The following is a 25,629-nucleotide window of genomic DNA, read 5'->3' on the forward strand; positions in this document are numbered from 1 at the left end:
GGCTCTCACACGGTGGCCGACCAACTGTCGGGGCCGAACACCTCGTAGTGGATGTTCTCGGCGGGCACGTCCTTCGCGAGGAGCGCCTCCCGCATTCCGAGCATGAACGGCAACGGACCGCACAGGTAGGCGCGAGTGCCGGGCGCGATCGCGACCTCGCCGAGGTCCGCGCGGCCCTCCCGCAGGCTGCCCTCGGGCCGGCGGGCGCCCAGGTCTTCGTACCAGCGGTGCATCACCGCGAACGGCAGACGTTCCACCAGTTCGGTCAGTTCCGCGCGGTGCGCGTGACTGCTGGCGGACCGGTCGGCGTGGAGCACCGAGATCGGTCGGCTGTCCTCGGTGTCGGCGAGGTGGCTGAGCATCCCGATCATCGGCGTGCACCCGATGCCCGCGGACACGAGCAGCAGCGGCGCGTCGTCGTCCTGCAGGACGAGATCGCCGAACGGCGTCGACACCGTCACGATGTCGTCTTCGAAGACGTTCTGGTACAGGAAGTTCGACACCTCGCCCGCTCGCTTCACCGAGATCCTCCAGTCACCGCGCGACGGGGCCGACGACAGGCTGTACTGGCGGATCTGGCGCGCGCCGTCCGGCAGGTGCACCGCCACGGACAGGTACTGCCCCGGAGCGAACGACGGAAGCGGCGAGCCGTCGAGGGACGTCAGCACGAACGACACCGTGTCGGCGGACTCGTGGCGGCGCTCGCGGACCCGCACGTCCCGCCACACGTCGCCGACCGTCACTCCCGCCGAGGCGTAGAGGCCGGCCTCCATCGCGATCAGCGTCTCCGCCATCAGCCAGTACACCTCGTCCCAGGCCGCAGCGACCTCGGGAGTGACGGCGTCACCGAGGACCTCGACGATGGCCGCGAACAGGTGGGTGTGCACGATCGCGTACTGCGCGGGCTCGATCCCCAGTGAGGCGTGCTTGTTCGCGATCCTCGACAGGATGAGGTCGACGCGCGCCTGATCGGGCTCGAGTTGGAGGGCCGCGAACGCGGCGATGGCCCCGGCCAGCGCTTTCTGCTGTTCGCCCTGCTTCTGATTTCCGCGGTTGAACAGGTCACGTTCGAGTTCGGGGTGCGCGTCGAACAGCTTGCGGTAGAACAGCGTCGTAATGTCCGAGATCGCGGCGCCGACCACGGGCAGGGTGGCGCGGATGACGTCCGTCGAGGTGGGCGAGAGCATGTCATTCTCCGATCGTTCGAGAAATCTGGGAAGTTGTGGCGGCGGCTACGCGTGGGAGGGTGAGCAGCACGGTTCCGGTGGGGGACCGGGTGAGGTCTTCGATGGTGAGGGCGTCCAGCGACTCGAAGAACGCGTTCTGCGCGCGTCGCAGCGCCGACCGCAGCAGGCAGCCCGATCGCAGCGGGCACGGTTGGGCGCCGTCGCAGTCGACGACCTCCGCATCGCCTTCGAGTCGGCGGGCGAGCCAGCCGACGGAGGCGGTGCGCCCGAGTTCGGTGATGGCCAGACCGCCCGCGCGTCCCCGGCGTGCGTCCACGATGCCGAGTTCACCCAGCCGGGTAATGACCTTGGCGGCGTGGGTGTACGACACCGACAGTTCCTCGGCGATCGCCCGGCTTCCCGGTCGTTCGCCCTCCCCGGCGACGGCCAGTCGCATGACCACCCGCAGTCCGAGGTCGGTGAACTGTGTGAGTTGCATGACCCGAACGTACTTTAATTCGCATTCCGAATACCAAATTTGTGATCGACGTCGCTCCAGCGGAATCTGGTCGGAAAGTGCAGTGGCCCAGCAAAATTCGAATAGGGCACAGGACCCCACCTTCTCATCATCGTCGAAGTCGGGGCCCGCGGCTACGGGCGGAGAGCCCGAGTTGGTGGGGACTTAAGTCCCTCGTCGAAAGGCGAAGGGCGGCAGACGCGAAACGGAGGCCGGGGATAGTGTGAAGCCATGAGCACACGGGACCGCAACAGCGTCGTCGTCGGTGTCGACGGATCGGACACCTCGAAGTCCGCTGTTCGGGTGGCCGCCGAACTGGCCACCGAACGTGGACTGAACCTGAAGATCATCCACGCACTCGACTTCGCCCCGTACGGGTTCGGCGGTCCCTACATGGATTCGGGCGGCGTGTACGAGTGGGTGGAGGCCAGCGGCAAGGCGATTCTCGCCGAAGCGCAGGAGCAGGCGTTCGCGGTCAATCCCATCATCGACGTCCACACCGAACTGTCGATCGGCAGCAGTGCCCAGTGGCTCGTCGACCTGTCCGAGAACGCCCGGATCGTGGTCGTCGGCGCGTCCGGGTCCGGAGCGGCCGCCACCGCACTGCTCGGGAACACGGCGATCAACGTCACCAGCCACGCGCACTGCCCGGTCGTCGTGGTCCGCGGCGACGCCCACGCCGGAGGGCCCGTCGTGGTCGGCGTCGACGGCAGCCCCACCAGTGAGCGGGCGATCTCGGTGGCCTTCCAGGAGGCGTCGCTGCGGAATGCGCCGTTGGTGGCCGTCCACGTCTGGAGTGACCTCGGACCGAAAGCGTTCGAGGACCCGCGGGCCGCGGCCCTGGTGCCGCAGGGACTCGAGGAGGACGAACACGCCGTTCTCGCCGAGAGCCTCGCCGGCTGGCAGGAGAAGTACCCCGACGTGCGGGTCACCCGGGAGGTGTACATCGACAATCCGCGGGCGCGACTGCTCGAGTGGTCGAGGAAGGCGCAACTGCTGGTGGTCGGCAGCCGGGGGCGCGGAGGATTCAAGGGGATGCTGCTTGGATCGACCAGTAACAGCCTGGTCGGTGGTGCGCATTGCCCGGTAGTCGTCGTGAGGCCTGCACGTCCCTGACGCGATTGTTCGCAGTAGTGTCTGGGTTGACGCAGGAACAGGTTGCAGATAACGCAGATTGGGGAACGACGTGCGCATAGGTATGGGCTTGAACTACAGCGGCGGTTTCGCCGAGACGGTCGACGAGGTCGCCGACCTGGAGAAAGCTGGGCTCGACATCGCGTTCGTGCCCGAGGCCTACTCGTTCGACGCGGTGAGCCAGATCGGCTACCTCGCCGCCAAGACCACGACACTCGAACTTGCGTCGGGCATCTTCCAGATCTACACCCGCACGCCCAGCCTGACCGCCATGACGGCGGCCGGCCTCGACTTCGTGTCGGACGGACGCTTCGTGATGGGCCTCGGCGCCTCCGGCCCGCAGGTGATCGAGGGCTTTCACGGCGTCAAGTACGACGCCCCGCTCGGGCGCACCCGCGAGGTCGTCGAGATCTGCCGCAAGGTGTGGCGCCGCGAGAAGGTCGAGTTCCAGGGCAAGTACTACCAGATTCCGCTGCCCGCCGAGAAGGGCACCGGGCTGGGCAAGCCGCTGAAGATCATCAACCACCCTGTGCGTGATCGCATCCCGATCGTCATCGCCTCGCTCGGACCGAAGAACGTGGAGTTGACCGCCGAGATCGCCGAAGGCTGGGAACCCATCTTCTACCACCCGGAGAAGGCGGCGAGCGTGTGGGGCGAGCCGCTGGCCAAGGGCAAGGCGAAGCGCGACCCCAGCCTCGGTGAGCTGCAGGTCTTCGCGTCGCCCGCCCTCGCCATCGGCGACGACGTCGAGCACATGCTCGACTGGGTCCGCCCGGGCCTGGCGCTGTACATCGGCGGCATGGGCGCGAAGGGCAAGAATTTCTACAACGACCTCGCGGTCCGGTACGGCTACGAGAAGGAAGCCGAGACCATCCAGGACCTCTACCTGTCGGGCAAGAAGGACGAGGCCGCCGCCGCGGTGCCGGACGATCTGGTGCGGGCCGTGTCGCTGATCGGTCCGGAGAGCTACGTCGCGGAGCGGGTGGCCGCCTTCGCCGAGTCCGGGGTCACCACGCTCACCGTCACCCCGCTCGCCGCGGATCGTGCGGGACGAGTCGCGCTGGTCGAGAAGCTCCGCAAGATCTGCGGGTAGCCCCGCAAACCCCAGCAGTGCCCAGCCGGAAGAATCAGGAAAGGTGACCATGACTGGAATCAAGCCGATCGTCGTGGGTGTGGACGGATCCGAGGCGGCCTCGGCCGCAGTGGCGTGGGCCGCTCGCGCCGCCGCCGCCCTGTCGCTCCCGCTGCACATCGTGACAGTGGTGCACATTCCTGCCTTCTATTACACCGAGCCGTACCTGGCCGAGAGTTTCAAGGAAGAACTCGAGGACACGGCGAAGGCCCGGCTGGGCAGTGCGCGGGTGCATGCCAAGCAGACGGTGGACGAGCCGCTCGACATCACCACCGAACAGCACGAGGGCAAGGTGAGTCAGACACTCATCGAGCTCTCCGCGAACGCGCACATGGTGGTGCTCGGTTCGCGGGGGCACGGTGAGTTCACCGGTCTGCTGGTCGGCTCCACCACCTCCGCGGTCGCCGCGCACGGCCATTGCCCGCTGGTGGTCGTGCGGGGGCGCACCATGGACGGGCAGCCGCCCACGGAGGGGCCGATCGTGGTCGGCGTCGACGGCTCGGAAAGCAGCAAGGCGGCGGTGGAAGTGGCGTTCGAGCAGGCCGCCGCCCGCGGAGCGAGCCTGGTCGCGGTCAATGTGTGGAGCGATGTCAGTGTGCAGCCGTCGCTCGGCGCCAGCCCGGAGGACGCGCTGTGGAGCAGCATCCAGACGGGTGAAGAGGTGGTGCTGTCGGAGCGCCTCGCCGGATACCAGGAGCGGTATCCCGACGTGACGGTCGAACGCATCGTGGCGCGGGACCGTCCGGTGCGGGTGCTCAGCGAGTTCGCCGAGAAGGCGCAGCTGATCGTGGTCGGCAGCCGCGGCCGGGGTGGCTTCAAGGGAATGCTGCTGGGCTCCACCAGCAATGCGTTGCTCCACACCGCGGATTGCCCGGTGATGATCGTCCGGCCGGAAAGCTAGCGCCCCCGATCACGACGACTGTGCGGTAGCCTTCGCGCGACTTCGCAGAGGAGGTTCGAGTGAAGGCAACCCTCATGCTCCGGGGACTGGTCGCCGGCGCAGTGGTTGTCGGCGCAGTGGCCTCGGTCCAGCCGGCGACGGCGAGTGCCGGCACGGGCACGCTGCTGCGCCTGCCTGCGAGCGATTCGAACGTCGGTGTCAGCACACTCGAACTGGTGGATCACGATCGCGACGATCCGTGGTCGCCGGGCCGTGCGCGATCCATTCCGGTGACGGTCACCTATCCTGCCGGATTCGCCGCGGGCGGAACCCGCTCGCTTCCCGTGATCCTCTTCTCGCCGGGCTTCTATGTGCCGCGGACGCTGTACACGATCGCCGCCGAGGATCTCGCGAGCCGCGGCTACGTGGTGATCGGCATGGACCACACGGGTGAGGCCCTCGCGACGGTGTTCCCGGACGGCCGCGTCGTCACGTCGCAGATCACCGACCCGTACTCCGCGGAAACCCAGAAGAAGGCGCTCGACACCCGGGTGGAGGACGCGAGTTTCGTCGTCGACACCGTCGAATCCCTCTCCCGCGGTGACGACCCCGACGGGATCGGCCGGCTGCTGCCGGACGGCCTCTCCGAGGCCGTCGATCCCGAACGGATCGGGATGTTCGGTCACTCGATCGGCGGAGCCACGACCACCCAGGTCCTCCTCGACGATCCGCGGGTGGACGCCGGGGTCAATGTCGACGGAGCGCTCCTGTACGCGAACACGGCGAGCCCGATCGTTTCCCAGGATCCCGGCACCCCACTGCTCAGCGTGCTCAACTCGCGTCACGCCGAGAGCCCCGAAGGCCGGGACAGGTTCTGGGGACAGTATTTTGCGACCCCACGGTCCTGGAGTAAGGTCTACGCACTCCGGGACACCGGGCACTTCAGCTTCACCGACGCCGAGCACTACGTCCCGCAGGCGATCCCCGATCCTCCCGGAATGGACGTGCCCGCCGGCTTCAGCCTCGGCACGGCTCCCCGCCAGGAGGTGGTCGACACGACCAACCACCTCGTGGCGGGAATGTTCGACCGCTTCCTGAAGGAGGCTCCGGCACCCGAACTCGACGACGCCGCGTCGCGGTACCCGCTGGTCTTCGAGGTGCGTTAGAGGGCCGCGGCGCGTTCGCCGCGGCGGAAGTTGCGTATGCCCCAGTAACCGATTCGCAGAATCAGTTGGGGATGACCCGGCACGTCGAGTCGGCGTGCCAGCCGATGCGCCGAGTCGTCGACGCGAAGCGGGTGGGAGAGGATGGAGGCACCCAGCCGGGCATCGACCGCGGTCAGCCACGCTCGTTCGACCGCGATTCCGGTGCGGACCAGGTCGATCGACTCCTGCGTGTCCGATACGAACACGAGGACGGTCTCGCTCTCGATGGCCGCGGCGAGCCGTGCCGAGTCGGGGACGCCGCGGGTGACGACGGGGCGGATCGCGTCGACCGACTCGTGACCGCCCTGCGGCAGCCAGTGCGACGTCCACGGGAAGAGGTCGCGCTGGTGGCCGGGATCCTGCCGAACCCGGTCGGCGGAATAGAGAAGGACGTCGGCGAGCGCGGGCGCCTCGTCCGCGGCGAGCAGCCGAGCGCGGACGCCCTCTATCTCCGCCGCGGCGACGATGTCGGCGATGGTTGCTGCGGGAACCGGTATGTCGGCGAACGCTTCTCGATGACTCCGGCGGCGGGCCATCGCGGAGAACAGCCTCAGCTCGGTGCTGGACGGGGAAGCTGTGCCCACGGCCCGTACGGTGGCGACGAGCTCGCGTCTGCGCGGATCGGGCAGCAGGTCGGTCTCGATCTTCTTGCCGAGCGCCCGCAGCGCGAGCTCCACGTTCGCGACACCCGCACCGCACGAGATCACGCGGTCGGCGCGTGGTGTGTCCGTGAAACCGCGACGCTCCGTGACCTCCGCGCACCCGCCGTCGAGCCGAAGATCCCACGGCTGGGTGTCGTGGACCGACGGGGCCGAGACGATGGCGCGGGAGACCACCTCGATGTCACTGAGCGACCAGCTGTTCATCGCGACCTCCACTTGTCGTGTCCGGGTGTTCCCCCGCAGGCTCAGCCTCCCGCGCACCGCGGCGCCGGCGCTGGGGTCGAAGGTCCCGAATGCGCGAGGGAGAGGTCCCGGAGGGGTGGGCACCGGTCGCCGGCGCGGTACGGTTCGAGGAGAAGACGGTGGAGGTGCAGACATGACCACGCGGGTGTTCCTGGTCGACGACCACGAGATCGTGCGACGAGGCCTGGTCGATCTACTCGGCAGCGTGCCCGACCTCGAGGTCGTCGGGGAGGCTGCGTCCGTCGGCGAGGCGATGGCACGGATCCCGGGCAGCGGCGCCGACGTCGCCGTGCTCGACGTCCGGTTGCCCGACGGCAACGGCGTCGAACTGTGCCGGGACCTCCGCACGTCCCTGCCCGAACTGCGGTGCCTGATGCTCACGTCGTACTCCGACGACGAGGCGCTGTTCGACGCCATCATGGCAGGCGCGTCCGGATTCGTCCTCAAACAGATCCTCGGCACCGACCTGGTCGCCGCCGTGCGGACGGTGGGGGAGGGCGGTTCGCTGCTCGACAGCAGGGCGACGTCGGCGCTGATGAACCGGATCAGGTCCGCGCGCCGGGAAGACCCCCTGGCGGAACTGTCCGAGCAGGAACGCGCCGTGTTCGAATTGATCGGCGAGGGGCTCACCAACCGGGAGATCGCCGAGCGGCTCTTCCTCGCCGAGAAGACGATCAAGAACTATGTGTCACGGCTGTTGTCGAAACTCGGGATGCAACGACGCACGCAGGCCGCCGTGCTGGCCACCGAACTACGCAACCAGCGCTGACTTCTTCCTCACGTCAACGGAACCCGCCACGTGACGACGGTTCCACCGCCCTCGGCGTCGACGGTGCAGGTGCCGCCGCAGTGCTCGGCACGCCGATCGAGGTTGTCCAGTCCGCTGCGCCGGGCGCCGTCGGCGATCCCGATGCCGTCGTCCGCGACCGTGACGGTGAGGTCGTCCCCGGCGGCCACCGAGATGTCGATGGTGGTGGCCCGCGCGTGCCGCAGCGCATTGCTCAGGGCTTCCCGCAGCACCGCCTCCGCGTGCTGGTGGATGCGGCTGGGCACGAGAGTGTCGATGGCGCCCGAGAACTGGACGTTCGGCGCGATCGGTGACTGGGAGGTGAGGTCGCCGATCACGTCGAGGAGACGACGGCGCAGACTGGTCGCGGACGCGATCCCGGTGGCCTGCAGATCGAAGATGGTGGTGCGGATCTCGCGCACCGTGCGATCGAGTTGCTCGACCGCGGTGGCCACGATGGAGCGCACGCCCTCTGGAACGTCCCCGACCGCGTGCGTGCTCTGCAGGCTCATGCCGGTGGCGAACAATCGCTGAATGACGTTGTCGTGCAGGTCACGCGCTATCCGGTCGCGGTCGGCGAGCACCGACAGCAGGCGTTGCTTGCTCTGCTGATCGGAGAATTCCACCGCGACGGCAGCCAGGTCGGCCACCGATTCGAGTCGGGCGACCTCGTCCGGATCCCACGCGGTGTTGCCGCGCGCCGTGACCACCAGGATCCCGCCGACCCCCGACGCCGTCGACAACGGCAGCACCGCGGCCCGGCCCGCCTCGGCGGAGAACGGTGCGAGACCGTCGAGACCCGTCAGCAGTGCGGGAGTGCGGGAGAGCAGCACTTCGGCGAACGGCTCGGCCTGGGTGGCGATTCGGAAGCTGTTGCGCAGCGGCCGCACCGTGCTGTCCGCGCCGACCACCGCGCCCTCGCCGAGCGTGACGACGATGAAGACCTCGTCGCCGCTGGACAGTTCGCGTACCTCGGCGGCGAGTGTGTGGAGTGTTTCGTCGAGTGATCCGCCGACCATCAGCCGGGACGTGATCGCCGCGACGGCCGTCAACCACCGCTCCCGCGTCCGCGATTCCTCGAACAGCCGCGAATTCTCCACCGCCACACCTGCCGAGGTCGCGAGCGCGCGCAGGATCACCTCGTCCTCGTCGGTGAACTCGGGTCCGCTGAGTTTCTCGGTGAGGTAGATGCTCCCGAAAACCTTGCCCCGCATCATGATCGGCATGCCCAGAAAGCTCTTCATCGGTGGATGATCGGGCGGGAAGCCGATCGACCCGGGGTGATCGGCCAGGTTGGCGAGGCGCACCGGGCGGGGGTCGTGGATCAGCAGTCCCAGCAGACCGAGGCCTTCGGGCAGATGGCCCATGTGCGCACGCTCTTCCGGCGTGATGCCCTCGTAGACGAACTCCGACAGCCCCCCGTCGGGGGCGTGGACACCGAGCGCGCCGTACCGGGCGTCGAGCAGGGACGTGGCCGAAGTGACGATGCGTTGCAGGGTGGAATCCAGCTCGAGTCCCGAACCGACCACGAGGACCGCCTCGAACAGTCGCTGCAGACTTCGGCGCGTGGGGACCACGTCGGCGAGCCCCTCCCGAAACTCACTGATCCTCGCCTCGTGCCCGCCGTCCGCTCCCATGTCTGCAGCATAGGTCCGGGGGCGGCGTAACGCCGCGAACCGCGGCGTCGATAAGGGCTCGAGTGTTTACTCATTCGAACTAATGCTTACCCATTGACGTGACGAGGGAGAAGAAGAATGAATCGACGGCACTTCGGACGACGGGTCGCGGCAGGTCTGACCGCTGCAGTGGCAGCGACGATGATGTTCACCGGTGTCGTATCGGCGCAGCCCGCAGATTCCGCCCCCGTCGTCGACCCGGCCACCGCGATCGCGAAGCTGCGCACCGTCGCCGCCGGTAACCCCGAGGCCGAAGCCGCCCTCGAGCGACTCGCCGCGTCGCCGACCGACACCGCGGCAACGAACATCGCCCTCCCGGGCCAGATCTTCCAGATCCCCGCGTACTCCGACACCGGGCAGGGCGGTCCGGTCCTCGGACAGCTGTACGGCGCGGGCGTGGCGACCAACATGAGCAACCAGTTCCGCTTCGGATTCTTCGGCGGACCGGGCGTCATCGCGAACGACCAGACCGGTGCCGAACTCGACGTCGTCTACTACAGCTTCGCCACCGGTGCCAGCGGCATCGTGAAGCTGGACCAGAACAACGTCGCGGTTCCCACGGTCGTCTCCTCTCCGCCGGTCGCCGGGCTCGGCAGCGGTCTGGTCGTGGCGGCGGTGTACGGCTCGCTGAACCACCAGGTGGGGCCGAACGTCGTCAAGAGCACGATCTGGTGGCCCACCCTGGGCACCGTGCTCGCCTGACCGTTCGAGAACTCAGGTGGCAGGTTCGGCTCCCGGCCGGGCCTGCCACCACTCTCTCCAGCGCTCTTCGAGTTCGGCCCACTCCTCGTCGTCCAGGTCGTAGGCCGCCAGCAGGATCTGCGCACCGCCGTTGGGGCGTGCCGCGTTGACGGGCTGCTCGCCGAACTGCAACAGTCCCGGGCCGAGGTCGTCGACACTCACCGCGGTCTGGTGTTCGCCCACGAAACACACGACCCCGTGCAGCAGATCGCCCGTCTCGGCGACCACGGTGAAATGATCGCCGACCGTCATTCCCTCGAGTTTGTCGAGGCCGAGCAGATGCCGCGCCGAATCACCCTCCGCGACCGGGCCTTCGAGGAACAGTGTGCGACGCTCGTCGAGTCCGTGCCGCTCGATGCCGAACTTGAGGAACTGCAGAAACGTGGTCCAGCCCTCGGTGACGTCGTCGTACCAGTCGTCGGCGGCGGGGTCGCCGCTGCGGGGCGGGCGGGTGATCCGCACCAGCGTGGTGCCCTCGTGCTCGTGGAGGCTGAACTTGTCGGCGCCGTTCAGGGCCAGAGTGAAGGCGGCGGCGTCCTCTTTCACGTCGTCGAAGTAAATTTCCCTGATCTCGTCGGCCAGGCCGGCGTAGTCCCAGCCGTGCCAGCGCCGGATCAACTCCGGGTCGCGCAGGGCAGGCCACACCACCGACGGCGCCGCAGCGACGGACACCTCGATCACGGGCTGGGATTCGGTCACGCGTTCTCCTGCGTCGTCACTGTTGCCGGTCCGACATGCACCACCGACCGCCAGAGATGCACCACCATGACGACGAACGCCACGCACCACACGGTGAATGCACACCACAGTTCGGCACTACCGACGATACCGACGAGTGGAAGATGGTCCGCACGCCCCAGGTAGATGCCGGCGACCCCATACATGCCGAGTGGGAAGACTATGCTCCACACGGTGGCGTCGTAGCGCAGCGGCACCTTGTTCGCGACGTGACGCCACGATCGAGCGCGACCCTCACATGGCGACGGTGAGCAGGAACGCGACGTCCTCGATCGCCTCGACGCTGTGCCGATCAGTCGGAAGAACCAGCAGATCGCCGGTGGAACCCTTCCACGAGTCCTCGCCGGCCACGAGGTTCAGTTTGCCGCTGAGAATGAACAGGGTGGCCTCGCCCGGGCTCTCGTGTTCCGCCATCTTCTGACCCGCGGCCAAGGCGATGACGGTCTGTCGGAGGCTGCGCCGATGCCCGCCGTACACGGTCTGCGAACTGCGGCCGCTGGACGTCCCGCCTGCCAACTTCAGTTGCTGACGGGCAAGGGCGGTCAGTGACTTCTTGTCCATGAGGTGAGTATGAACCACTGCGCGCACCGTCACCCGTCGAATGGGGTAACGGTGCGGCGGCAAAGGGGTCGGTCAGCGCCGGATGAGGGCCCAGCCCTGGGCCACCGCGAACGCGCCGACCACTACGGCCTGCAGCAGCACCCAGACGACGCCGACGGTGGTGAGGTGCTGCCACTCCGTGAGCACCAGGGCCACGCTCGCGCCCACCCAGACGACGTTCGCGAGGACGACGGCGTCCACCGCGCCCGGCGAAGGACGGGCCGGCACGCTCACCGCCCACACCCCGGCGGTGAAGACGATCAGGAAGACGCCGATGGCACGCAGGAAGCCGGCTGTCGGGCCGAGGACGTCGTCGAGCACGGTGGCGGCGGCGAGGTAGGCGACGCCGTTGGCGCCGGTGACGACGGCGTCGACGCGGAGGACGAGGCGCAGTGGGGAGAGAGCGGTGCGGGTTTCGAGTGCGGCGATCATGTCGGCGGTCCTCACGTGAGACGGGTGAACGGGTACGTCACTCAGACTCGCGCCGAAGCCGAATGCTCTCAATTACCTCGCAGGTAATGCTCGCGTGTAGGTGATCCACCGGTAGCGGGTGCCGTTCTTCGCCGACGTGAGCCACTCACCGGTGTCCTGCGCGTGCCAGGAGTCGTCGATCGGGGGTGCCCAGGCGTCGCCGTCGATCGTGACGTCGATCTCGGAGACCAGCAGTTGGGTGGCGAACGGCATTGCCGCCGTGTAGATCTGGGCGCCGCCGATGACGCAGACGTCCTCGTCGGTGAGCGCGAGCGCGGAGCCGAGCCCGTCGGCGGACTCGGCACCCTCCGCAGTCCAGTCGGGCTGACGGCTGATCACGATGTTGCGCCGCCCGGGCAGGGGCCGGAACCTCGGGGGCAGCGAGTCCCACGTCCGGCGGCCCATGATCACCGGGTGACCCTGCGTCACCTTCTTGAAATACGCCATGTCCTCGGGGACGTGCCACGGGATCGTGTTGTCGCGGCCGATGACGCCGCTGACGCCCTGGGCCCAGACCAGCTTGACCTGCCGCGCCGCCACTAGACGGCCACCGGCGCCTTGATGGCGGGGTGGTGCCGGTAGTCGACGATCTCCACGTCCTCGAAGGTGTAGTCGAAGATCGAATCCCGCTTGGTCAACTTCAGCGTCGGGTACGGCAACGGTTCCCGGCTCAACTGCTCGGTGACCTGGTCGACGTGATTGTCGTAGATGTGGCAGTCGCCACCCGTCCAGATGAAATCGCCCGGTTCGAGCCCGGCCTGCTGCGCCACCATGTGGGTGAGGAGCGCGTAGCTCGCGATGTTGAACGGCACACCCAGGAACAGGTCGGCGCTGCGCTGGTACAGCTGGCACGACAGCTTGCCGTCCGCGACGTAGAACTGGAAGAACGCATGGCACGGCGCCAGCGCCATCTGCGGGATGTCGCCGACGTTCCACGCCGACACGATGATGCGACGCGAGTCGGGGTTCGACTTCAGCGTCTCGATGGTCTGGGTTATCTGGTCGATGTGCTCGCCGGACGGGGTCGGCCAGCTGCGCCACTGCACGCCGTACACCGGGCCCAGTTCGCCGTCCGCGTCCGCCCACTCGTCCCAGATCGTGACGCCGTTGTCCTGGAGCCACTTCACGTTGGAATCGCCGCGCAGGAACCACAACAGTTCGTAGACGATCGACTTGAGGTGCACCTTCTTCGTGGTGATCAGCGGAAACCCGTCCGCGAGGTTCCAGCGCATCTGATGACCGAAGACGCTCTTCGTGCCGGTCCCGGTGCGGTCTGCCTTCGGGGTGCCCGTGTCCATGACGAGTCGGAGCAGGTCTTCATACGGGGTCGGCACAGTCACGGCGTCCAGTTTAGGCGCTCCGCGCCCGTGCGCCTTTTCGGTAGCTGGAACAACCGGAAAGGCGCACGAGCGCTAGCCTTCGCCCATGCGTGAACTCTTCGTGATCGGCGTCGGCGCCGGCGACCCCGACCAGGTGACGGTCCAGGCGATCAAGGCGATGAACAAGGCCGATGTGTTCTTCGTCATCGGCAAGGGCGACGAGAAGCAGGACCTCGTCGATCTCCGCACCACGATCCTCGAGGAGCACGTCGCCGGCGCGTACCGCGTCGTGGACATCGTCGATCCGCCCCGCGACCGCACGCCGTCCGACTACGAGGGCGTGGTCGACGACTGGCACGAGCGCCGGGCGGCGCTGTTCGAGGCCGAGTTCGCGTCCGAGCCGGGGGTCGGGGCGATCCTCGTGTGGGGTGACCCCTCTCTCTACGACAGCACGCTGCGGATCGTCGAGCGGGTGCTCGCCCGCGGCAACGTGTCGTTCGACTACTCGGTGATCCCGGGCGTCACCAGCGTGCAGTCGCTGGCCGCGCAGCACCGGATCGTGCTCAACCGGATCGGCGAACCCGTGCACATCACGACCGGCAGGCGACTGGCCGAGGGTCTGCCCGACGGCGTCGACAACGCCGTGGTCATGCTCGACGCCCACTGCACGTTCACCCAGGTCCCCGGCGACGACGTCCAGATCTGGTGGGGTGCCTACCTCGGCACACCCGACGAGGTGCTGATCTCCGGTCGCCTGCGCGACGTCGAGGACGAGATCCAGCGGGTGCGCGCCGCATTGCGCGAACGCAAGGGCTGGATCATGGACACCTATCTCCTCCGCAGGTGAGTGAGAAAGCGTGGAGGAGCACACTTCGGCGCTCACCTACCGTTAGCCTGGGACCATGCCCGAGCTGCCCGAGGTGGAGGCGTTAGCCGAGTTCCTGCGTGAACATGCCGTGGGAGCGGTCGTCGGCCGAGTGGACGTGGCGGCCCTGAGTGTGCTCAAGACGTTCGACCCCCCGATCACCGACCTGCAGGGTCGCGACGTGACGGGCGCGGCCCGGTTCGGCAAGCACCTCGCACTCGATTGTTCCGGGTTGTGGCTCGTCACCCACCTCTCGCGTGGGGGCTGGTTGCGCTGGACCGACAACCCGTCGGCGGCGCCGCCGAAACCGGGGAAGGGTCCGCTGGCGCTGCGGGTGCACTTCTTCACCCCGGAGGGCGCGACGCCGGCGTTCGACCTCACCGAGGCGGGCACCAAGAAACGGCTCGCGGTGTGGGTGGTGCACGACCCGCAGGAGGTGGAGGGGATAGCCCGGCTCGGACCCGACGCCCTCGCCGTCACCGAACCCGAGTTCACGGCGCTGCTGTCCACCACGTCGGCGCGGATCAAGAATGCGCTCGTCGACCAGTCGCTGCTCGCCGGCGTCGGCAACGCGTACTCCGACGAAATCCTGCACACCGCAAAGATTTCCCCGTTCGCCACGTCGCGCACTCTGCCGGAAGACCAGGTGCACGTGCTGTACGACGCGATGCGGTCGGTGCTCAGCGACGCCGTCCAGAGGTCGCTCGGCCAGGATGCGGCGCGGCTGAAGGGGGAGAAGCGATCCGGGATGCGGGTGCACGCCCGGACCGGCCTCCCCTGTCCCGTCTGCGGCGACACTGTTCGGGAAGTGTCGTTCGCGGAGAAGTCTTTTCAGTACTGCGCGACATGCCAGACCGGAGGCAAGGTGCTCGCCGACCGCCGGATGTCGCGACTGCTGAAGTAGGCGTCGGCGCGAATCGGTGCCCGCATATAGTTGTGACCATGCGTGAACAGGCACCCGTACGGTTCGGTACACCTCTGACGGCAGGCGCTACGCGCGTGATGCTGCTCGGGTCGGGTGAGCTGGGCAAGGAAGTGATCATCGCCCTCCAACGGCTGGGGGTCGAGGTGATCGCCGTCGACCGCTACGACAACGCGCCGGGCCACCAGGTGGCGCACCGCGCGCACACGATCGACATGAGCGACCCGGAGGCGCTGTTGCGTCTCGTCGAGGAGGAACGCCCCCACTTCGTGGTCCCCGAGATCGAGGCGATCGCCACCGATGCGCTGGCCACGGTCGAGGAGCGCGGTACCGCGGTGGTCATCCCCACCGCGCGGGCGACGCAGCTGACGATGAACCGTGAGGGGATCCGGCGCCTCGCGGCGGAGGAGCTGGGGCTGCCGACGTCGCCCTACGAGTTCGCCGAATCGCTCGAGGAGGTCCGCGCGGCCACCGAGCGCATCGGCTTTCCCTGCGTGATCAAGCCGGTGATGTCGTCGTCCGGAAAGGGGCAGTCCACGGTGCGCGGCGCCGGCGAAGTCGAGACCGCCTGGGAGTACGCGCTCGCGGGCGGCCGCATCAATTACGGCCGCGTCATCGTGGAGGGGTTCGTCGAGTTCGACTACGAGATCACTCAGCTCACCGTCCGGGCGATCGGCGCCGACGGCGAGGTGGGCACCTTCTTCTGTGAGCCCATCGGGCATCTGCAGGACTCGGGCGATTACGTGGAGTCGTGGCAGCCGCAACCGATGAGCGACGTGGCACTCGCCCGGTCGCGGGAGGTGGCCGAGAAGGTGACCGCAGCGCTGGGTGGGCGCGGGATCTTCGGTGTGGAACTGTTCGTGAAGGGCGACGACGTCTACTTCTCGGAGGTCAGTCCGCGACCGCACGACACGGGCTTGGTCACCCTTCGGACACAACGACTCTCGGAATTCGAACTGCATGCCCGCGCCATTCTCGGCCTGCCCGTCGACACCACCCTCACGACACCCGGTGCGTCCGCGGTGATCTACGGCGGCGTCGACGCCACCGGTATCGGCTTCGAGGGCGTCGCCGACGCGATGGCGGTCCCCGAGACGGACCTCCGCCTGTTCGGCAAACCCGAGAGCTTCGTCCGCAGGCGGATGGGCGTCGCCGTGTCCACGGGACCGGACGTCGAGACCGCGCGCAGCCGCGCGCGGGAGGCGGCTTCCCGCGTCGAGTCCGTCGCGTGAGTCCGGGCGCCGAACTCCTCGTCGGCCTGGCCATCGTCATCGGGCTCGTCGGAATCGTCATCCCGATCCTGCCCGGAACGATCCTCATCTTCGCGGCAATCCTGGTGTGGGCCATCATGACCGGTGGCGCGACGGCGTGGACGGTGTTCGCGGTCGCAACGGTGTTCCTCGTAATCAGTGGCGTCGTCAAATACACCTGGCCCGGTAAACGGATGCGCACGGCCGGGGTTCCCAGCCGGTCGCTGATCGTCGGCGGACTGGCCGGGATCGTGGGGTTCTTCGTCGTTCCCGTGGTGGGGTTGTTCCTCGGTTTCATCGCGGGAACGTATGTGGCCGAGCTCTACCGGCTGCGTGCGCACAACCGGGCGTGGGCGTCGACGTGGCACGCCTGCAAGGCCGTCGGGCTGTCGATGCTGATCGAACTGCTCGGCGCCCTGATCGCTTCCGGTGTGTGGCTGGCCGCGGTGGCCGCGACGTAGGTCGCTCGCAATCGTCGCCGAGGGGTATCCAGAAGGGTCCTCCACCTGCGATGATCAAATGCGGATGTTGATCTTCCCGGCCAGCGGAGGAATACGCCGTGAACAAGAAGACGACCTGGATCCTGGCGCCCCTCGCTGCCGTGGCCCTCTCCCTGAGCGGCTGCGGCGACGACTCGTCCGACTCGGCGGCGCCGAGCACGACCAGCGCCGCCACGAGCAGCGGCGAAGCGGCGCCCGCGTCGAACATGATGGAGAAGGTTCCGTCACCTTTCGTGATGACCCCGCAGATGGAGCCGACCTACGTCGGTGCGGTCGACGGATCCGACGCGTACGTCGCGCTGGCCCGGTCCGGGGACGACATGATCGCCTTCCTGTGCGACGGAGACCAGATGTGGACATGGATGACCGGCACCATGGACGGCGACAAGGCGTCGCTGTCGTCGCCGGACGGAGCGACACTCACCGCGTCGATGAGTGACGGCACCGTGACGGGGCAGGTCAGCGCGCCGGGCATGCCCGACAAGGCATTCGTGGCCCACCCGGCTGCTGCGGAGGAAGGCATGTTCCGCGCAACCACCAACCACGACGGCGCCGATTACACCCTCGGCTGGATCATGACCGCCGACGGCGTCCGGGGGCTCGAACGGCAGGCCAACGGATCGAGCACCGGTGCCATCGCGGTCGACCGGAACGACGACGACATGGACGATCGGCAGCGTGAGCGGCGGCAGGAACGCCGCGAACAGCTGGACTGCGACGAGATGAACAACTACAACATGTGGCTGGTGGCGCAGCCACAGACGCCGCCGGTGGCCGAGATGGTGTCGATGAACAGTGTGCAGATGGAAGGGTGTTGACACGGGTCCTGCGTGCTAGCAGGCCCCTCCGGGAGCGTCGCAGCGGTACCAGGCGCGCGCGTTGCCGCCCATGACGGCGTCGAAGTCGTCACCCACCGCGTCCGCGACGATGTCGATGTCGCTGTCCTGGAACACTCTTCGGGAACGACTACCCGGAAGGTCGGTGCCGAACATCAGCGCCTCGGGGTTGACGGCGTGGATCTTGCGCAGCACGTCGCCGACGTTCTCGATGGTGGTCCGCCCGAACCCGGTTGCCTTCACCCGAACTCCGCGGTCGACGAGGTCGAGCAGGTACGGCAGGCCCCGTGTCGACATCCCCAGGTGGTCGATGCACACGGCGGGGAGTTTTGCGAACACCGGCTCGAGCGACAGCAGCAGCGTGGCGTCCACGTAGAACTCGGCGTGCCAGCCGGCCAGCTCGTACGCGCGCAGGGCCTGCTTGGTGAGGAGCTTCACGTCGGTCGCGCTGCGCCGGAGGTTGAATCGGAGGGCCCGCACGCCGGCGCGGTCGAGTTCGAGGATGCTCTCGTCGGTGGCGTCGGGTTCCATCTGGGTGACGCCCACCCAGCTGGGGCCGAGCTCCGCGAGCGCCGCCTTCAGGTAGTTCTGATCGGTCCCCTGGTACGAGGCCGTGACGACCGCGCCGCCGTCCACGCCGAAGCCTTCCGTGCGCGCCCGGTAGTCGGCGATGGTGAACGGCTCCGGCAGGTAGCCGTGGTTCTCGACCACCGGGAACCGGGGGTCGATGATGTGAACATGGGCGTCAAACACGACTTATATCCTGCCTTGTGCGGGGGACACGTTGCGTGGCGGAGCGGTGCGCGAGTGCTGGTACAAGCGTCCTACACATACGTCTCAGACTCTTTAGGGTGAGGTCATGGGAAATCGCGAAGACCTGATCGACGGCGCCGCGCGCAGCCTGTACGACAAGGGATACTCGCGGACGACGGCCCGGGACATCGCGTCGGCCTCCGGGGTGAGCCTCGCGGCGATCGGCTACCACTTCGGCACCAAGGAGGCGCTGCTCCACGCCGCCCTGTACCGGGAGATGGAGCGCTGGGGCGACGACCTCGCGACGGCCGCCGCGAAGAAGATCGAACCCGGCATGAGTTCGACGGAACGGTTCGAAGCCATCTGGACCGGGGTCATCGAGTCGTTCACCGCCCATCGTCGGTTGTGGATGCTGCAGTTCGAACTGCTCGGGCACCTGGACTCCCTGCCGGAATTGAGAAAGAACCTGGTGACGTCGACGGCCGACGCCCGCGAAGGGCTGGTCGAACTGTTCGGTGACGCGGGCATCGAGCCCGGCCGGGCACACACATTGGGCGCTCTCTACCAGGCACTGCTGCTCGGCGTCGCGGAGCAGTGGCTGGTGGACCCCGACCACGCGATGTCGGCCGAGGAACTGCTCACGGCGTTGCGGGCGCTGTCGTCACACCTGGCCTGAGACGACGGAAGGGAACCTCCCGCAGGAGGTTCCCTTCACACCGATTCGAAAGATCAGGCCTTGTCGGGCTCGCTGGCCTTGAGCATGTCCTCGCGCTCGACGACCTTGATCCGCTCACGGCCCTCGGGCTCGCCCAGGCTGCGCTCGTGCGCATCGAGGCGGTACCAGCCCTGCCAGGTGGTGTACGGGACCTGCTTGCCCTCGAGGAACTCGATGATCGCGTCCTCCGACGGGTTGGCGGGCTCGGCGAAGCCGGACCGGTCCTCGAGCAGGTTCGCGACGGTCTCGTTCGCGTCGCCCTTGGTGTGACCGATCAGGCCGACCGGGCCGCGCTTGATCCAGCCGGTGACGTACGTGGCGGGCATGAACCGGTCGTTGCCCTCGGCGGTGTCGTCGGCGATGACGCGTCCGGCCTCGTTCGGGACGGTGCCGGCCTGCTCGTCGAACGGGAGCTTGGCGATGTTCTGCGACAGGTAGCCCACCGCGCGGTACACGGCCTGCACGTCCCAGTCGTTGAACTTGCCGGTGCCCTTGACGTTGCCGGTGCCGTCGAGCTGGGTGCGCTCGGTGCGCAGACCGACGACCTTGCCGTCCTCGCCGAGCACCTCGGTGGGCGATTCGAAGAAGTGCAGGAACAGCTTGTGCGGACGGTTGCCAACGTCGCGGATGGCCCAGTCCTGCAGGGTGTTGGCGACCATGTCGACCTGCTTGGAGTTGCGGCGCGCCTGCTCGGAGCCCTCGTCGTAGTCGATGTCCTCGGGATCGACGATGACCTCGATCGTCGGCGAGTGGTCGAGTTCACGCAGCTCGAGGGGGGTGAACTTGGCCTGCGCCGGTCCGCGGCGACCGAACACGTGGACCTCGACGGCCTTGTTGGCCTTGAGTCCCTCGTAGACGTTGGCGGGGATCTCCGTCGGCAGCAGTTCGTCGCCGGTCTTGGCGAGGACGCGGGCGATGTCGAGGGCGACGTTGCCGACACCGAGGACGGCGACCTTCTCGGCCTCGAGCGGCCAGGTGCGCGGGACGTCGGGGTGGCCGTCGTACCAGGAGACGAAGTCGGCGGCGCCGTAGCTGCCGTCGAGTTCGATGCCCGGGATGTTCAGGGCGCGGTCGGCGTTGGCGCCGGTGGAGAAGATCACCGCGTCGTAGAAGTTGTGCAGGTCTTCGAGGGTGATGTCGCTGCCGTAGTCGATGTTGCCCAGCAGGCGCACCGACGGCTTGTCGAGCACCTTGTGCAGGGCGGTGATGATGCCCTTGATGCGCGGGTGGTCGGGTGCGACGCCGTACCGGATCAGACCGAAGGGGGCAGGCATCCGCTCGAAGAGGTCGATGCTGATCCCGCCGTCAGACGCGGCATCGGATTTCATGAGAGCGTCGGCTGCGTAGATACCGGCGGGGCCGGCACCCACGATCGCAACGCGCAACGGACGTGTCTGATCAGTCATCTGGAGCGAACTACCTTCTGATGGGCGGACAACGAAACCTCAGCTTAAATTAAGCCCAGCCTAATCGGGTGGCCGAGGTGCGGCAGACAGGGCAGAGCCCATTCTCGGGACGCACGCCTGTAGAGGGTAGTCGCCTTCGCGTTGGGGGGTCACAAACAAGATTTGTAGGGGCAGCTCTATACACTCGTGGCCACGCCGAGATCGAAGGGAAGTCATGTCCGGTTCGAGCGAATCGCCCCAGCGCGACGCGGGAGGCACCGAAGATCCGGTGGATCCCCGGCGCACCACGGCGGTGCCGTTCATCGCCGCCGTCACCGTCATCGTCGTCATCCTGGTTGCCATCGTCGTGTCCAGCAGGCTCTCGCCCGCAGACGAGAACGTCACCGAAGCGGACCGCATCAACCGCTCGGTCGCCGACTTCATCCAGGCCCACAACCACGACGACGCCGATCTGCAGAAGACGCTGGTCTGCTCGTCGTGGTCCGACGACCGGTCGGTGCTCCGCGGCCGGGAAGGCGAGGTCACACTGAAGGGCGTCGAATCGTCCGAGGTCAACGGGGATCGTGCCCGGGCGGAGGTCCGGGTCAGCGCCGACGACGGCAAGGGCGAGACGACGGATACCTGGCAATTGACGCGGGACGGGGAAACATGGGTCGTCTGCAACTGACCGTTGCCCGGAAGGGCATACCGAACAGGGTTGTGAAAAGCTGACATGGTGAGTTACGCAGGCGACATAACGCCGGAGCATGCCTGGGAGCTGCTCCGCGAGAATCCCGACGCTGTGCTCGTGGATGTGCGGACGGACGCCGAGTGGAAGTACGTCGGAGTCCCCGACACCACCCCGCTCGGGCGGAAGACCGTGCTGATCGAATGGGTCAGCTACCCGACGGGCACTCGTAACGACAACTTCGTGGACCAGCTGAAGGAGGCCGGGATCGCGGGCGGCGAGAACGCCCCGGTGATCTTCCTGTGTCGCTCCGGTCAGCGGTCCATCGGTGCGGCGGAAGCCGCGACAGCGGCGGGCATCGGCCCGTCGTACAACGTGCTCGACGGTTTCGAAGGCGGCCTGGACGCCGAAGGTCATCGTGGGGCGGTCGGCTGGCGGGCGCTGGGCCTGCCGTGGAGGCAGTGGTGAGTGCAATTCCCCGAGGCGGCGCGTTCGACAAGGCGCTGCCGGACGACATCGGCCAGGGCACGATCAGCGTGCGCGGAGGAACCCTCCGTTCCGGTTTCGAAGAGACGTCCGAAGCGATCTTCCTGAACTCAGGCTTCGTGTTCGAGAGCGCGGGAGCGGCCGAGGCGTCGTTCACCGGCGAGATCGACCACTTCGTCTACTCCCGGTACGGCAACCCCACAGTGAAGATGTTCGAGGAGCGACTGCGCCTCATCGAGGGCGCAGAAGCGTGCTTCGGCACCGCCAGCGGCATGTCCGCGGTGTTCACGGCACTGGGCGCGCTGCTCAAGGCCGGCGACCGGCTGGTCGCGGCGCGTAGCCTGTTCGGTTCCTGCTTCGTGGTGTGCAACGAGATCCTGCCCCGCTGGGGTGTGGAGACGGTGTTCGTCGACGGTGAAGACCTCGACCAGTGGGAGAAGGCTCTGTCCGAGCCGACCACCGCGGTGTTCTTCGAGACGCCGTCGAACCCGATGCAGACGCTCGTCGACGTGCCCCGGGTGGCGGAGCTCGCGCACGCCGCCGGCGCAAAGGTCGTGCTGGACAACGTGTTCGCGACGCCACTGCTGCAGCACAGCCTGGAGCTCGGTGCCGACATCGTCGTCTACTCCGGCACCAAGCACATCGACGGCCAGGGCCGTGTGCTCGGCGGGGCGATACTCGGACCGCAGGACTACATCGAAGGTCCCGTCCAGAACCTCATGCGCCACACCGGGCCGGCTCTCAGCCCCTTCAACGCGTGGACGCTCCTCAAGGGACTCGAGACGATGCCGATCCGGGTGCGGCACTCCGTCGGCTCCGCACTGGAGATCGCCCAGTTCCTCGAGGGCCACTCCGCGGTCGACTGGGTCAAGTACCCGTACCTCGAATCGCACCCCCAGCACGAACTCGCCAAGCGGCAGATGAGCGGCGGCGGCACCGTCGTCACCTTCGCACTGAACGCATCCGAGAGCGAAGCGAAGAAGCGGGCATTCGAACTCCTCGACGCCCTGCGGCTGGTCAACATCTCCAACAACCTCGGCGACTCCAAGTCGCTCATCACCCACCCGGCCACCACCACCCACCGGGCGATGGGCCCGGAAGGTCGTGCCGCCGTGGGCATCACCGACGGCGTCGTCCGGCTGTCCGTGGGACTCGAAGACACCGCCGACCTGCTGACGGATCTGGAGCAGGCACTGGGATAGGCGCTTCGCGCCCGTGCGCCTTTCTGGTTGTTCCGGCAACCAGAAAGGCGCACGAGCCCGAAGGGCCTACAGGTCGAGGCTCGTGGCCGGCGCGATTGCGTCGAGGCGTTCGGCGGTGGCCCCGTCCTGGGTGTCGTACCGGCGTGCGCACTCGGTGAGGTTCGTCGACATCTCGGCCACAGTCCGCTGCAACAATTCCCGCCGATCGTCCAGGTAGGACGTGAACCGGGCGAACGCGCCGCCGGCGGCCTCCGGCCAGGCCGCACCCGAGTCGGCGAGGGCCGCGTCGGTGGTGTTCAGCTGTGCGGACGCATCGTCGAACAGGACGTCGAGCTGACCGGCCGCTGCGCGTAGGGCCGCTGTGTCGACGTGGATGGAACCGCTCATTTTCGATCCTTCGTGTCGGTCGAGACGAGATCGGACTCCCGCGGGCGCGATCGATCCGTTAGGGTACGGGCATTATGCATCCTGGGGGGGATCGTGAATCTGAGGGACATTGCCCAGTGGGACACCCGCGCGCTGCAGGCCGTGCAACGGTCGCTGTCGGTGCGGGCGGCGACGATCCGTTTCGTGCAGGACGGTCTCGCCGACATCGGCCGGTTGCCGGCGTGGCACGACGACGCCGCGGACGCCGCACGTCGGCGGTTCCGGATCGTCGCGGATGATCTGAGCGGTGAGGCCGCGGCGATCGCCGTCGTCGAGAAGCTGGCCCGCGACCTGGTCGACGCGGTCACGCACCTGAAATCCGAACTCGACGGCCTCCGCGAAGCGGCCGCCGCCCACGGTATGGCTCTGTCGGACAGCGGGGACATCGCCGAGGCGCCCGGACCGCCCGTCGACACCTCAGGGGCAGCACGGCGCGACGAACTCCGTGCCGCGGCCCGGGCGCTGATCCTGCAGGCGGAAGACCTCGTCGCCGACGCCGCCGCTGTCCTGACGCGGGCCGCGGACGGCGCGGCCGAACCCGGTGAGGCGGATCGACCGGGCACCGGACTGTCCGCCCCGGCGCCCCCGCGGGACGGCTCCCCGCTGGACAACCGCGAGTACTGGGACGCGCTGCCGGCAGCCCAGCGCCGCGAGGTGATCGAGCAGCATCCCGAATGGGTGGGTGATCGCGACGGCATCCCGTCCGCGGTGCGGCACGAGGCGAACGTGATCCGGCTCGACGACGAGCGGTCGCGGTGGGAGACGGAGCGGGACCGGCTCCGGGAACGGCTGGACCGCAACATGTTCGGTGGAGCATTCGCCGACGACGACGCCGAGTTGTGGTACGCCGAGCAGAAGTTGCGGGACCTCGACGACCTCGAGAAACTCGTGCGCGATCACCCGGACGGCAGGCTGATGCTGCTGGACCTGCAGTCGGGTGAACGGACGATGGCCGCATTCGCGCTCGGCGACCCCGACACCGCCGACCACATCGCCGTCACCACACCGGGCATCGACACGACCGCCGCCTCGCTGCGCGGGATGACCGATGAGGCGTCGGCGCTGAAGGCCGAGACCGAACGGCAGTTGGACCTGGCCGGCCGCACCGGCGACACGGTGTCGACGATCGCGTGGCTGGGGTATCAGCCGCCGACCACCACCGGTCCGGGCAACTACGACGTGCCGTTCATCGACCAGAATCTCGGGCGCGGATGGCTCCTCGATTCCTGGCAGTCCGACCGCGCGACCGCGGGTGCCCCGAAGCTCGCCTCGTTCTACGAGGGACTCGACGTCGCCTCGCAGACGCCCGATCCGCACATCACCGCGCTCGGCCATTCGTATGGTTCGTACACCCAGGGCCTGGCCCTGCAGGACGCGGGACCGCGGCAACCGGTCGACGACGCCGTGTTCTACGGTTCGCCCGGGTTCGACGCGAACGACGAATCGGATCTCGGGTTGGCACCCCGGCACGGGTTCGTGATGCGCGCGCCCGATGACCCCATCACCGTGGCAGACGGGTTCGGCAGGCTCGGCCCCGATCCGGTGCAGACGGACCTCGAACAACTGTCGGTGCTCGAGGCGTCGACCCCGGACGGCGTGCGGCGCGAAGATGCCAGCGGGCACAGCGAGTATCCGCGGCAGAGTGGCAACGGGGAGCTGCGGACGTCCGGCTACAACATGGCGGTGATCGTCGCGGGCATGCCGGAACTGGCTGTCCGGTGACGGTCCGCGGCGGGTGGGTGGTGAAGACGGTCGCCGTGATCGGCGCGGCGATCCTGACGAGCGGATGTGGTGGCGTGCCGGACAACCCGTACAACTTCAGCGACGAGGAGGTTGCGGCGGCGGCAGCGAGCCTGAGCGACCGGCCGACACTCGCGGTCACCGAGCGGCAGGTCACCGACGCGCTGATGCGGATAAGCGAGGCCGTCGCGGCGATTGCACCGGATGTCCGGTGGCGGTGGCATCGCGAACGCAGCCAGGGCGGCGGGTGCCCGGGACCGTATGCGTACACGGAGGGGCAATCCGTCACCACGCCGGTATTGCTGTCCGACACCCCGATCGGCGACGCCGACTGGCCCGCCGTGCTGGCCGCGGCCCGTGCGATCGCCGCCGACGCCGGAATGGACCGGCTCGACGTGCACGCCGACCGACCCGGACACCACGACGTGACGTTCGCCGGTGGCGACGGGAACTGGATCACGTTCGGGACGTACAGGGCAGCGACGATCAGGGGTATCACGGGCTGCCGCCACCCGTGAGTACTTGTTAACGTCCCGGGGGCTGTTGCGGAATTGAGTGAGGGCGGTCCGGGTGCGGGTGTCTCGTGCCGA

General features: G+C 68.0%; 30 protein-coding genes. 17 read left to right on the forward strand and 13 right to left on the reverse strand.

Annotated features, from left to right (window positions below; all coding sequences use genetic code 11):
• Positions 1 to 5: 5 nt before the first annotated feature.
• Both QM841_RS39920 and QM841_RS39925 read right to left on the reverse strand, forming a co-directional pair.
• Positions 6 to 1,187: a globin domain-containing protein gene (locus tag QM841_RS39920; RefSeq protein WP_283336320.1), complete on the reverse strand. Its 1,182-nt coding sequence runs from the start codon at positions 1,185 to 1,187 to the stop codon at positions 6 to 8.
• Between the two features lies 1 nt (position 1,188).
• Entirely contained in the window at positions 1,189 to 1,665 is a 477-nt protein-coding gene (locus QM841_RS39925; RefSeq protein WP_280780360.1) for an RrF2 family transcriptional regulator, read from the reverse strand.
• Positions 1,666 to 1,914: 249 nt separating this feature from the next.
• On the opposite strand from QM841_RS39925, the gene QM841_RS39930 reads away from it, so the two are divergent.
• From QM841_RS39930 to QM841_RS39945, 4 genes are all read left to right on the forward strand, one after another.
• A complete protein-coding gene (locus QM841_RS39930; protein ID WP_271212723.1) occupies positions 1,915 to 2,799 on the forward strand; it encodes a universal stress protein in 885 nt (294 codons plus the stop codon).
• A 70-nt stretch (positions 2,800 to 2,869) separates the two neighbouring features.
• Positions 2,870 to 3,910, forward strand: a complete 1,041-nt coding sequence (locus tag QM841_RS39935) for an LLM class F420-dependent oxidoreductase (RefSeq protein WP_011595049.1) — start codon at positions 2,870 to 2,872, stop codon at positions 3,908 to 3,910.
• A 49-nt stretch (positions 3,911 to 3,959) separates the two neighbouring features.
• Positions 3,960 to 4,850, forward strand: coding sequence for a universal stress protein (locus QM841_RS39940; protein WP_283336324.1), 891 nt, complete (start codon positions 3,960 to 3,962; stop codon positions 4,848 to 4,850).
• Between the two features lie 59 nt (positions 4,851 to 4,909).
• The gene (locus QM841_RS39945; RefSeq protein WP_283336326.1) at positions 4,910 to 5,995 is read left to right on the forward strand and encodes an alpha/beta hydrolase family protein; all 1,086 of its coding nucleotides are present in this window, start codon (positions 4,910 to 4,912) and stop codon (positions 5,993 to 5,995) included.
• On the opposite strand, the gene QM841_RS39950 is transcribed toward QM841_RS39945, so the two are convergent.
• Positions 5,992 to 6,900, reverse strand: coding sequence for a nitroreductase family protein (locus QM841_RS39950; protein ID WP_283336327.1), 909 nt, complete (start codon positions 6,898 to 6,900; stop codon positions 5,992 to 5,994). The genes QM841_RS39945 and QM841_RS39950 overlap by 4 nt on opposite strands.
• Before the next feature lie 172 nt (positions 6,901 to 7,072).
• Here QM841_RS39950 and QM841_RS39955 point away from each other — a divergent pair, with 172 nt between their 5' ends.
• Positions 7,073 to 7,708, forward strand: coding sequence for a response regulator transcription factor (locus tag QM841_RS39955; RefSeq protein WP_283336329.1), 636 nt, complete (start codon positions 7,073 to 7,075; stop codon positions 7,706 to 7,708).
• An 8-nt stretch (positions 7,709 to 7,716) separates the two neighbouring features.
• Here QM841_RS39955 and QM841_RS39960 read toward each other — a convergent pair whose 3' ends face one another.
• Positions 7,717 to 9,363 (reverse strand): sensor histidine kinase, encoded by a 1,647-nt coding sequence (locus QM841_RS39960; protein WP_283336330.1) that lies wholly within the window; start codon positions 9,361 to 9,363, stop codon positions 7,717 to 7,719.
• Positions 9,364 to 9,480: 117 nt separating this feature from the next.
• Here QM841_RS39960 and QM841_RS39965 point away from each other — a divergent pair, with 117 nt between their 5' ends.
• The gene (locus QM841_RS39965) at positions 9,481 to 10,104 is read left to right on the forward strand and encodes a hypothetical protein (RefSeq protein WP_009474921.1); all 624 of its coding nucleotides are present in this window, start codon (positions 9,481 to 9,483) and stop codon (positions 10,102 to 10,104) included.
• A gap of 12 nt (positions 10,105 to 10,116) precedes the next feature.
• On the opposite strand, the gene QM841_RS39970 is transcribed toward QM841_RS39965, so the two are convergent.
• From QM841_RS39970 to QM841_RS39995, 6 genes are all read right to left on the reverse strand, one after another.
• Positions 10,117 to 10,842 (reverse strand): SRPBCC family protein, encoded by a 726-nt coding sequence (locus tag QM841_RS39970; protein ID WP_037230761.1) that lies wholly within the window; start codon positions 10,840 to 10,842, stop codon positions 10,117 to 10,119.
• Positions 10,839 to 11,195 (reverse strand): SLAC1 family transporter, encoded by a 357-nt coding sequence (locus tag QM841_RS39975; RefSeq protein ID WP_349307460.1) that lies wholly within the window; start codon positions 11,193 to 11,195, stop codon positions 10,839 to 10,841. Before QM841_RS39975 ends, QM841_RS39970 begins: the two co-directional genes overlap by 4 nt.
• Positions 11,116 to 11,442 (reverse strand): cupin domain-containing protein, encoded by a 327-nt coding sequence (locus QM841_RS39980; protein ID WP_087559051.1) that lies wholly within the window; start codon positions 11,440 to 11,442, stop codon positions 11,116 to 11,118. Before QM841_RS39980 ends, QM841_RS39975 begins: the two co-directional genes overlap by 80 nt.
• A gap of 72 nt (positions 11,443 to 11,514) precedes the next feature.
• Positions 11,515 to 11,913 (reverse strand): hypothetical protein, encoded by a 399-nt coding sequence (locus QM841_RS39985; RefSeq protein ID WP_283336331.1) that lies wholly within the window; start codon positions 11,911 to 11,913, stop codon positions 11,515 to 11,517.
• Between the two features lie 72 nt (positions 11,914 to 11,985).
• Positions 11,986 to 12,492 (reverse strand): dihydrofolate reductase, encoded by a 507-nt coding sequence (locus tag QM841_RS39990; RefSeq protein WP_283336333.1) that lies wholly within the window; start codon positions 12,490 to 12,492, stop codon positions 11,986 to 11,988.
• Positions 12,492 to 13,292: a thymidylate synthase gene (locus tag QM841_RS39995; RefSeq protein ID WP_283336334.1), complete on the reverse strand. Its 801-nt coding sequence runs from the start codon at positions 13,290 to 13,292 to the stop codon at positions 12,492 to 12,494. Before QM841_RS39995 ends, QM841_RS39990 begins: the two co-directional genes overlap by 1 nt.
• 85 nt (positions 13,293 to 13,377) lie before the next feature.
• Here QM841_RS39995 and cobF point away from each other — a divergent pair, with 85 nt between their 5' ends.
• From cobF to QM841_RS40020, 5 genes are all read left to right on the forward strand, one after another.
• Entirely contained in the window at positions 13,378 to 14,118 is a 741-nt protein-coding gene (cobF, locus tag QM841_RS40000) for a precorrin-6A synthase (deacetylating) (RefSeq protein WP_283336335.1), read from the forward strand.
• 55 nt (positions 14,119 to 14,173) lie between these two features.
• A complete protein-coding gene (locus tag QM841_RS40005; protein ID WP_283336337.1) occupies positions 14,174 to 15,040 on the forward strand; it encodes an Fpg/Nei family DNA glycosylase in 867 nt (288 codons plus the stop codon).
• A 38-nt stretch (positions 15,041 to 15,078) separates the two neighbouring features.
• Entirely contained in the window at positions 15,079 to 16,290 is a 1,212-nt protein-coding gene (gene purT, locus QM841_RS40010; protein WP_283336338.1) for a formate-dependent phosphoribosylglycinamide formyltransferase, read from the forward strand.
• Positions 16,287 to 16,769, forward strand: a complete 483-nt coding sequence (locus QM841_RS40015) for a DUF456 domain-containing protein (protein WP_283336339.1) — start codon at positions 16,287 to 16,289, stop codon at positions 16,767 to 16,769. The genes purT and QM841_RS40015 overlap by 4 nt, the downstream gene beginning before the upstream one ends.
• A 98-nt stretch (positions 16,770 to 16,867) precedes the next feature.
• Positions 16,868 to 17,626, forward strand: coding sequence for a hypothetical protein (locus QM841_RS40020; protein ID WP_283336341.1), 759 nt, complete (start codon positions 16,868 to 16,870; stop codon positions 17,624 to 17,626).
• Positions 17,627 to 17,641: 15 nt separating this feature from the next.
• Here the strand turns inward: QM841_RS40020 and QM841_RS40025 are convergent, their stop codons facing one another.
• Positions 17,642 to 18,397 carry an amidohydrolase family protein gene (locus tag QM841_RS40025; RefSeq protein WP_105415221.1) on the reverse strand — a complete coding sequence of 252 codons (756 nt, stop codon included), beginning with the start codon at positions 18,395 to 18,397 and terminating at the stop codon, positions 17,642 to 17,644.
• Positions 18,398 to 18,503: 106 nt separating this feature from the next.
• Between QM841_RS40025 and QM841_RS40030 the strand changes: the two genes are divergently transcribed.
• A complete protein-coding gene (locus QM841_RS40030; RefSeq protein ID WP_283336343.1) occupies positions 18,504 to 19,073 on the forward strand; it encodes a TetR/AcrR family transcriptional regulator in 570 nt (189 codons plus the stop codon).
• Between the two features lie 53 nt (positions 19,074 to 19,126).
• Here QM841_RS40030 and QM841_RS40035 read toward each other — a convergent pair whose 3' ends face one another.
• A complete protein-coding gene (locus QM841_RS40035) occupies positions 19,127 to 20,518 on the reverse strand; it encodes an FAD-dependent oxidoreductase (protein ID WP_009474907.1) in 1,392 nt (463 codons plus the stop codon).
• Between the two features lie 214 nt (positions 20,519 to 20,732).
• On the opposite strand from QM841_RS40035, the gene QM841_RS40040 reads away from it, so the two are divergent.
• The 3 genes from QM841_RS40040 to QM841_RS40050 are packed head-to-tail and all read left to right on the forward strand — an operon-like array spanning position 20,733 to position 22,873.
• The gene (locus tag QM841_RS40040) at positions 20,733 to 21,185 is read left to right on the forward strand and encodes an Rv0361 family membrane protein (RefSeq protein ID WP_283336344.1); all 453 of its coding nucleotides are present in this window, start codon (positions 20,733 to 20,735) and stop codon (positions 21,183 to 21,185) included.
• A gap of 48 nt (positions 21,186 to 21,233) precedes the next feature.
• Positions 21,234 to 21,653, forward strand: a complete 420-nt coding sequence (locus tag QM841_RS40045; RefSeq protein ID WP_280780342.1) for a rhodanese-like domain-containing protein — start codon at positions 21,234 to 21,236, stop codon at positions 21,651 to 21,653.
• On the forward strand, positions 21,650 to 22,873 hold the full coding sequence (locus tag QM841_RS40050) for an O-succinylhomoserine sulfhydrylase (RefSeq protein ID WP_009474904.1): 1,224 nt from the start codon (positions 21,650 to 21,652) through the stop codon (positions 22,871 to 22,873). Before QM841_RS40045 ends, QM841_RS40050 begins: the two co-directional genes overlap by 4 nt.
• A gap of 66 nt (positions 22,874 to 22,939) precedes the next feature.
• Here the strand turns inward: QM841_RS40050 and QM841_RS40055 are convergent, their stop codons facing one another.
• Positions 22,940 to 23,260: a type VII secretion target gene (locus QM841_RS40055; protein WP_283336346.1), complete on the reverse strand. Its 321-nt coding sequence runs from the start codon at positions 23,258 to 23,260 to the stop codon at positions 22,940 to 22,942.
• 93 nt (positions 23,261 to 23,353) lie between these two features.
• On the opposite strand from QM841_RS40055, the gene QM841_RS40060 reads away from it, so the two are divergent.
• Positions 23,354 to 25,021, forward strand: coding sequence for an alpha/beta hydrolase (locus tag QM841_RS40060; protein ID WP_283336348.1), 1,668 nt, complete (start codon positions 23,354 to 23,356; stop codon positions 25,019 to 25,021).
• Positions 25,018 to 25,557 (forward strand): LppA family lipoprotein, encoded by a 540-nt coding sequence (locus QM841_RS40065; protein WP_283336349.1) that lies wholly within the window; start codon positions 25,018 to 25,020, stop codon positions 25,555 to 25,557. The genes QM841_RS40060 and QM841_RS40065 overlap by 4 nt, the downstream gene beginning before the upstream one ends.
• The last annotated feature ends 72 nt before the right edge of the window (positions 25,558 to 25,629 follow it).

This window comes from Rhodococcus sp. IEGM 1307 (assembly GCF_030056915.1).
In the GTDB taxonomy this organism is placed as follows: Bacteria; Actinomycetota; Actinomycetes; order Mycobacteriales; family Mycobacteriaceae; genus Rhodococcus_F; species Rhodococcus_F opacus_D.

Coding starts and splice junctions, on each gene's coding strand:
- QM841_RS39920 (WP_283336320.1), bottom strand. CDS start 1,187: ATGCTCTCGCCCACCTCGACGGACGTCATCCGCGCCACCCTGCCCGTG.
- QM841_RS39925 (WP_280780360.1), bottom strand. CDS start 1,665: ATGCAACTCACACAGTTCACCGACCTCGGACTGCGGGTGGTCATGCGA.
- QM841_RS39930 (WP_271212723.1), top strand. CDS start 1,915: ATGAGCACACGGGACCGCAACAGCGTCGTCGTCGGTGTCGACGGATCG.
- QM841_RS39940 (WP_283336324.1), top strand. CDS start 3,960: ATGACTGGAATCAAGCCGATCGTCGTGGGTGTGGACGGATCCGAGGCG.
- QM841_RS39950 (WP_283336327.1), bottom strand. CDS start 6,900: ATGAACAGCTGGTCGCTCAGTGACATCGAGGTGGTCTCCCGCGCCATC.
- QM841_RS39955 (WP_283336329.1), top strand. CDS start 7,073: ATGACCACGCGGGTGTTCCTGGTCGACGACCACGAGATCGTGCGACGA.
- QM841_RS39960 (WP_283336330.1), bottom strand. CDS start 9,363: ATGGGAGCGGACGGCGGGCACGAGGCGAGGATCAGTGAGTTTCGGGAG.
- QM841_RS39965 (WP_009474921.1), top strand. CDS start 9,481: ATGAATCGACGGCACTTCGGACGACGGGTCGCGGCAGGTCTGACCGCT.
- QM841_RS39980 (WP_087559051.1), bottom strand. CDS start 11,442: ATGGACAAGAAGTCACTGACCGCCCTTGCCCGTCAGCAACTGAAGTTG.
- QM841_RS39985 (WP_283336331.1), bottom strand. CDS start 11,913: ATGATCGCCGCACTCGAAACCCGCACCGCTCTCTCCCCACTGCGCCTC.
- cobF (WP_283336335.1), top strand. CDS start 13,378: ATGCGTGAACTCTTCGTGATCGGCGTCGGCGCCGGCGACCCCGACCAG.
- QM841_RS40005 (WP_283336337.1), top strand. CDS start 14,174: ATGCCCGAGCTGCCCGAGGTGGAGGCGTTAGCCGAGTTCCTGCGTGAA.
- purT (WP_283336338.1), top strand. CDS start 15,079: ATGCGTGAACAGGCACCCGTACGGTTCGGTACACCTCTGACGGCAGGC.
- QM841_RS40030 (WP_283336343.1), top strand. CDS start 18,504: ATGGGAAATCGCGAAGACCTGATCGACGGCGCCGCGCGCAGCCTGTAC.
- QM841_RS40035 (WP_009474907.1), bottom strand. CDS start 20,518: ATGACTGATCAGACACGTCCGTTGCGCGTTGCGATCGTGGGTGCCGGC.
- QM841_RS40040 (WP_283336344.1), top strand. CDS start 20,733: ATGTCCGGTTCGAGCGAATCGCCCCAGCGCGACGCGGGAGGCACCGAA.
- QM841_RS40055 (WP_283336346.1), bottom strand. CDS start 23,260: ATGAGCGGTTCCATCCACGTCGACACAGCGGCCCTACGCGCAGCGGCC.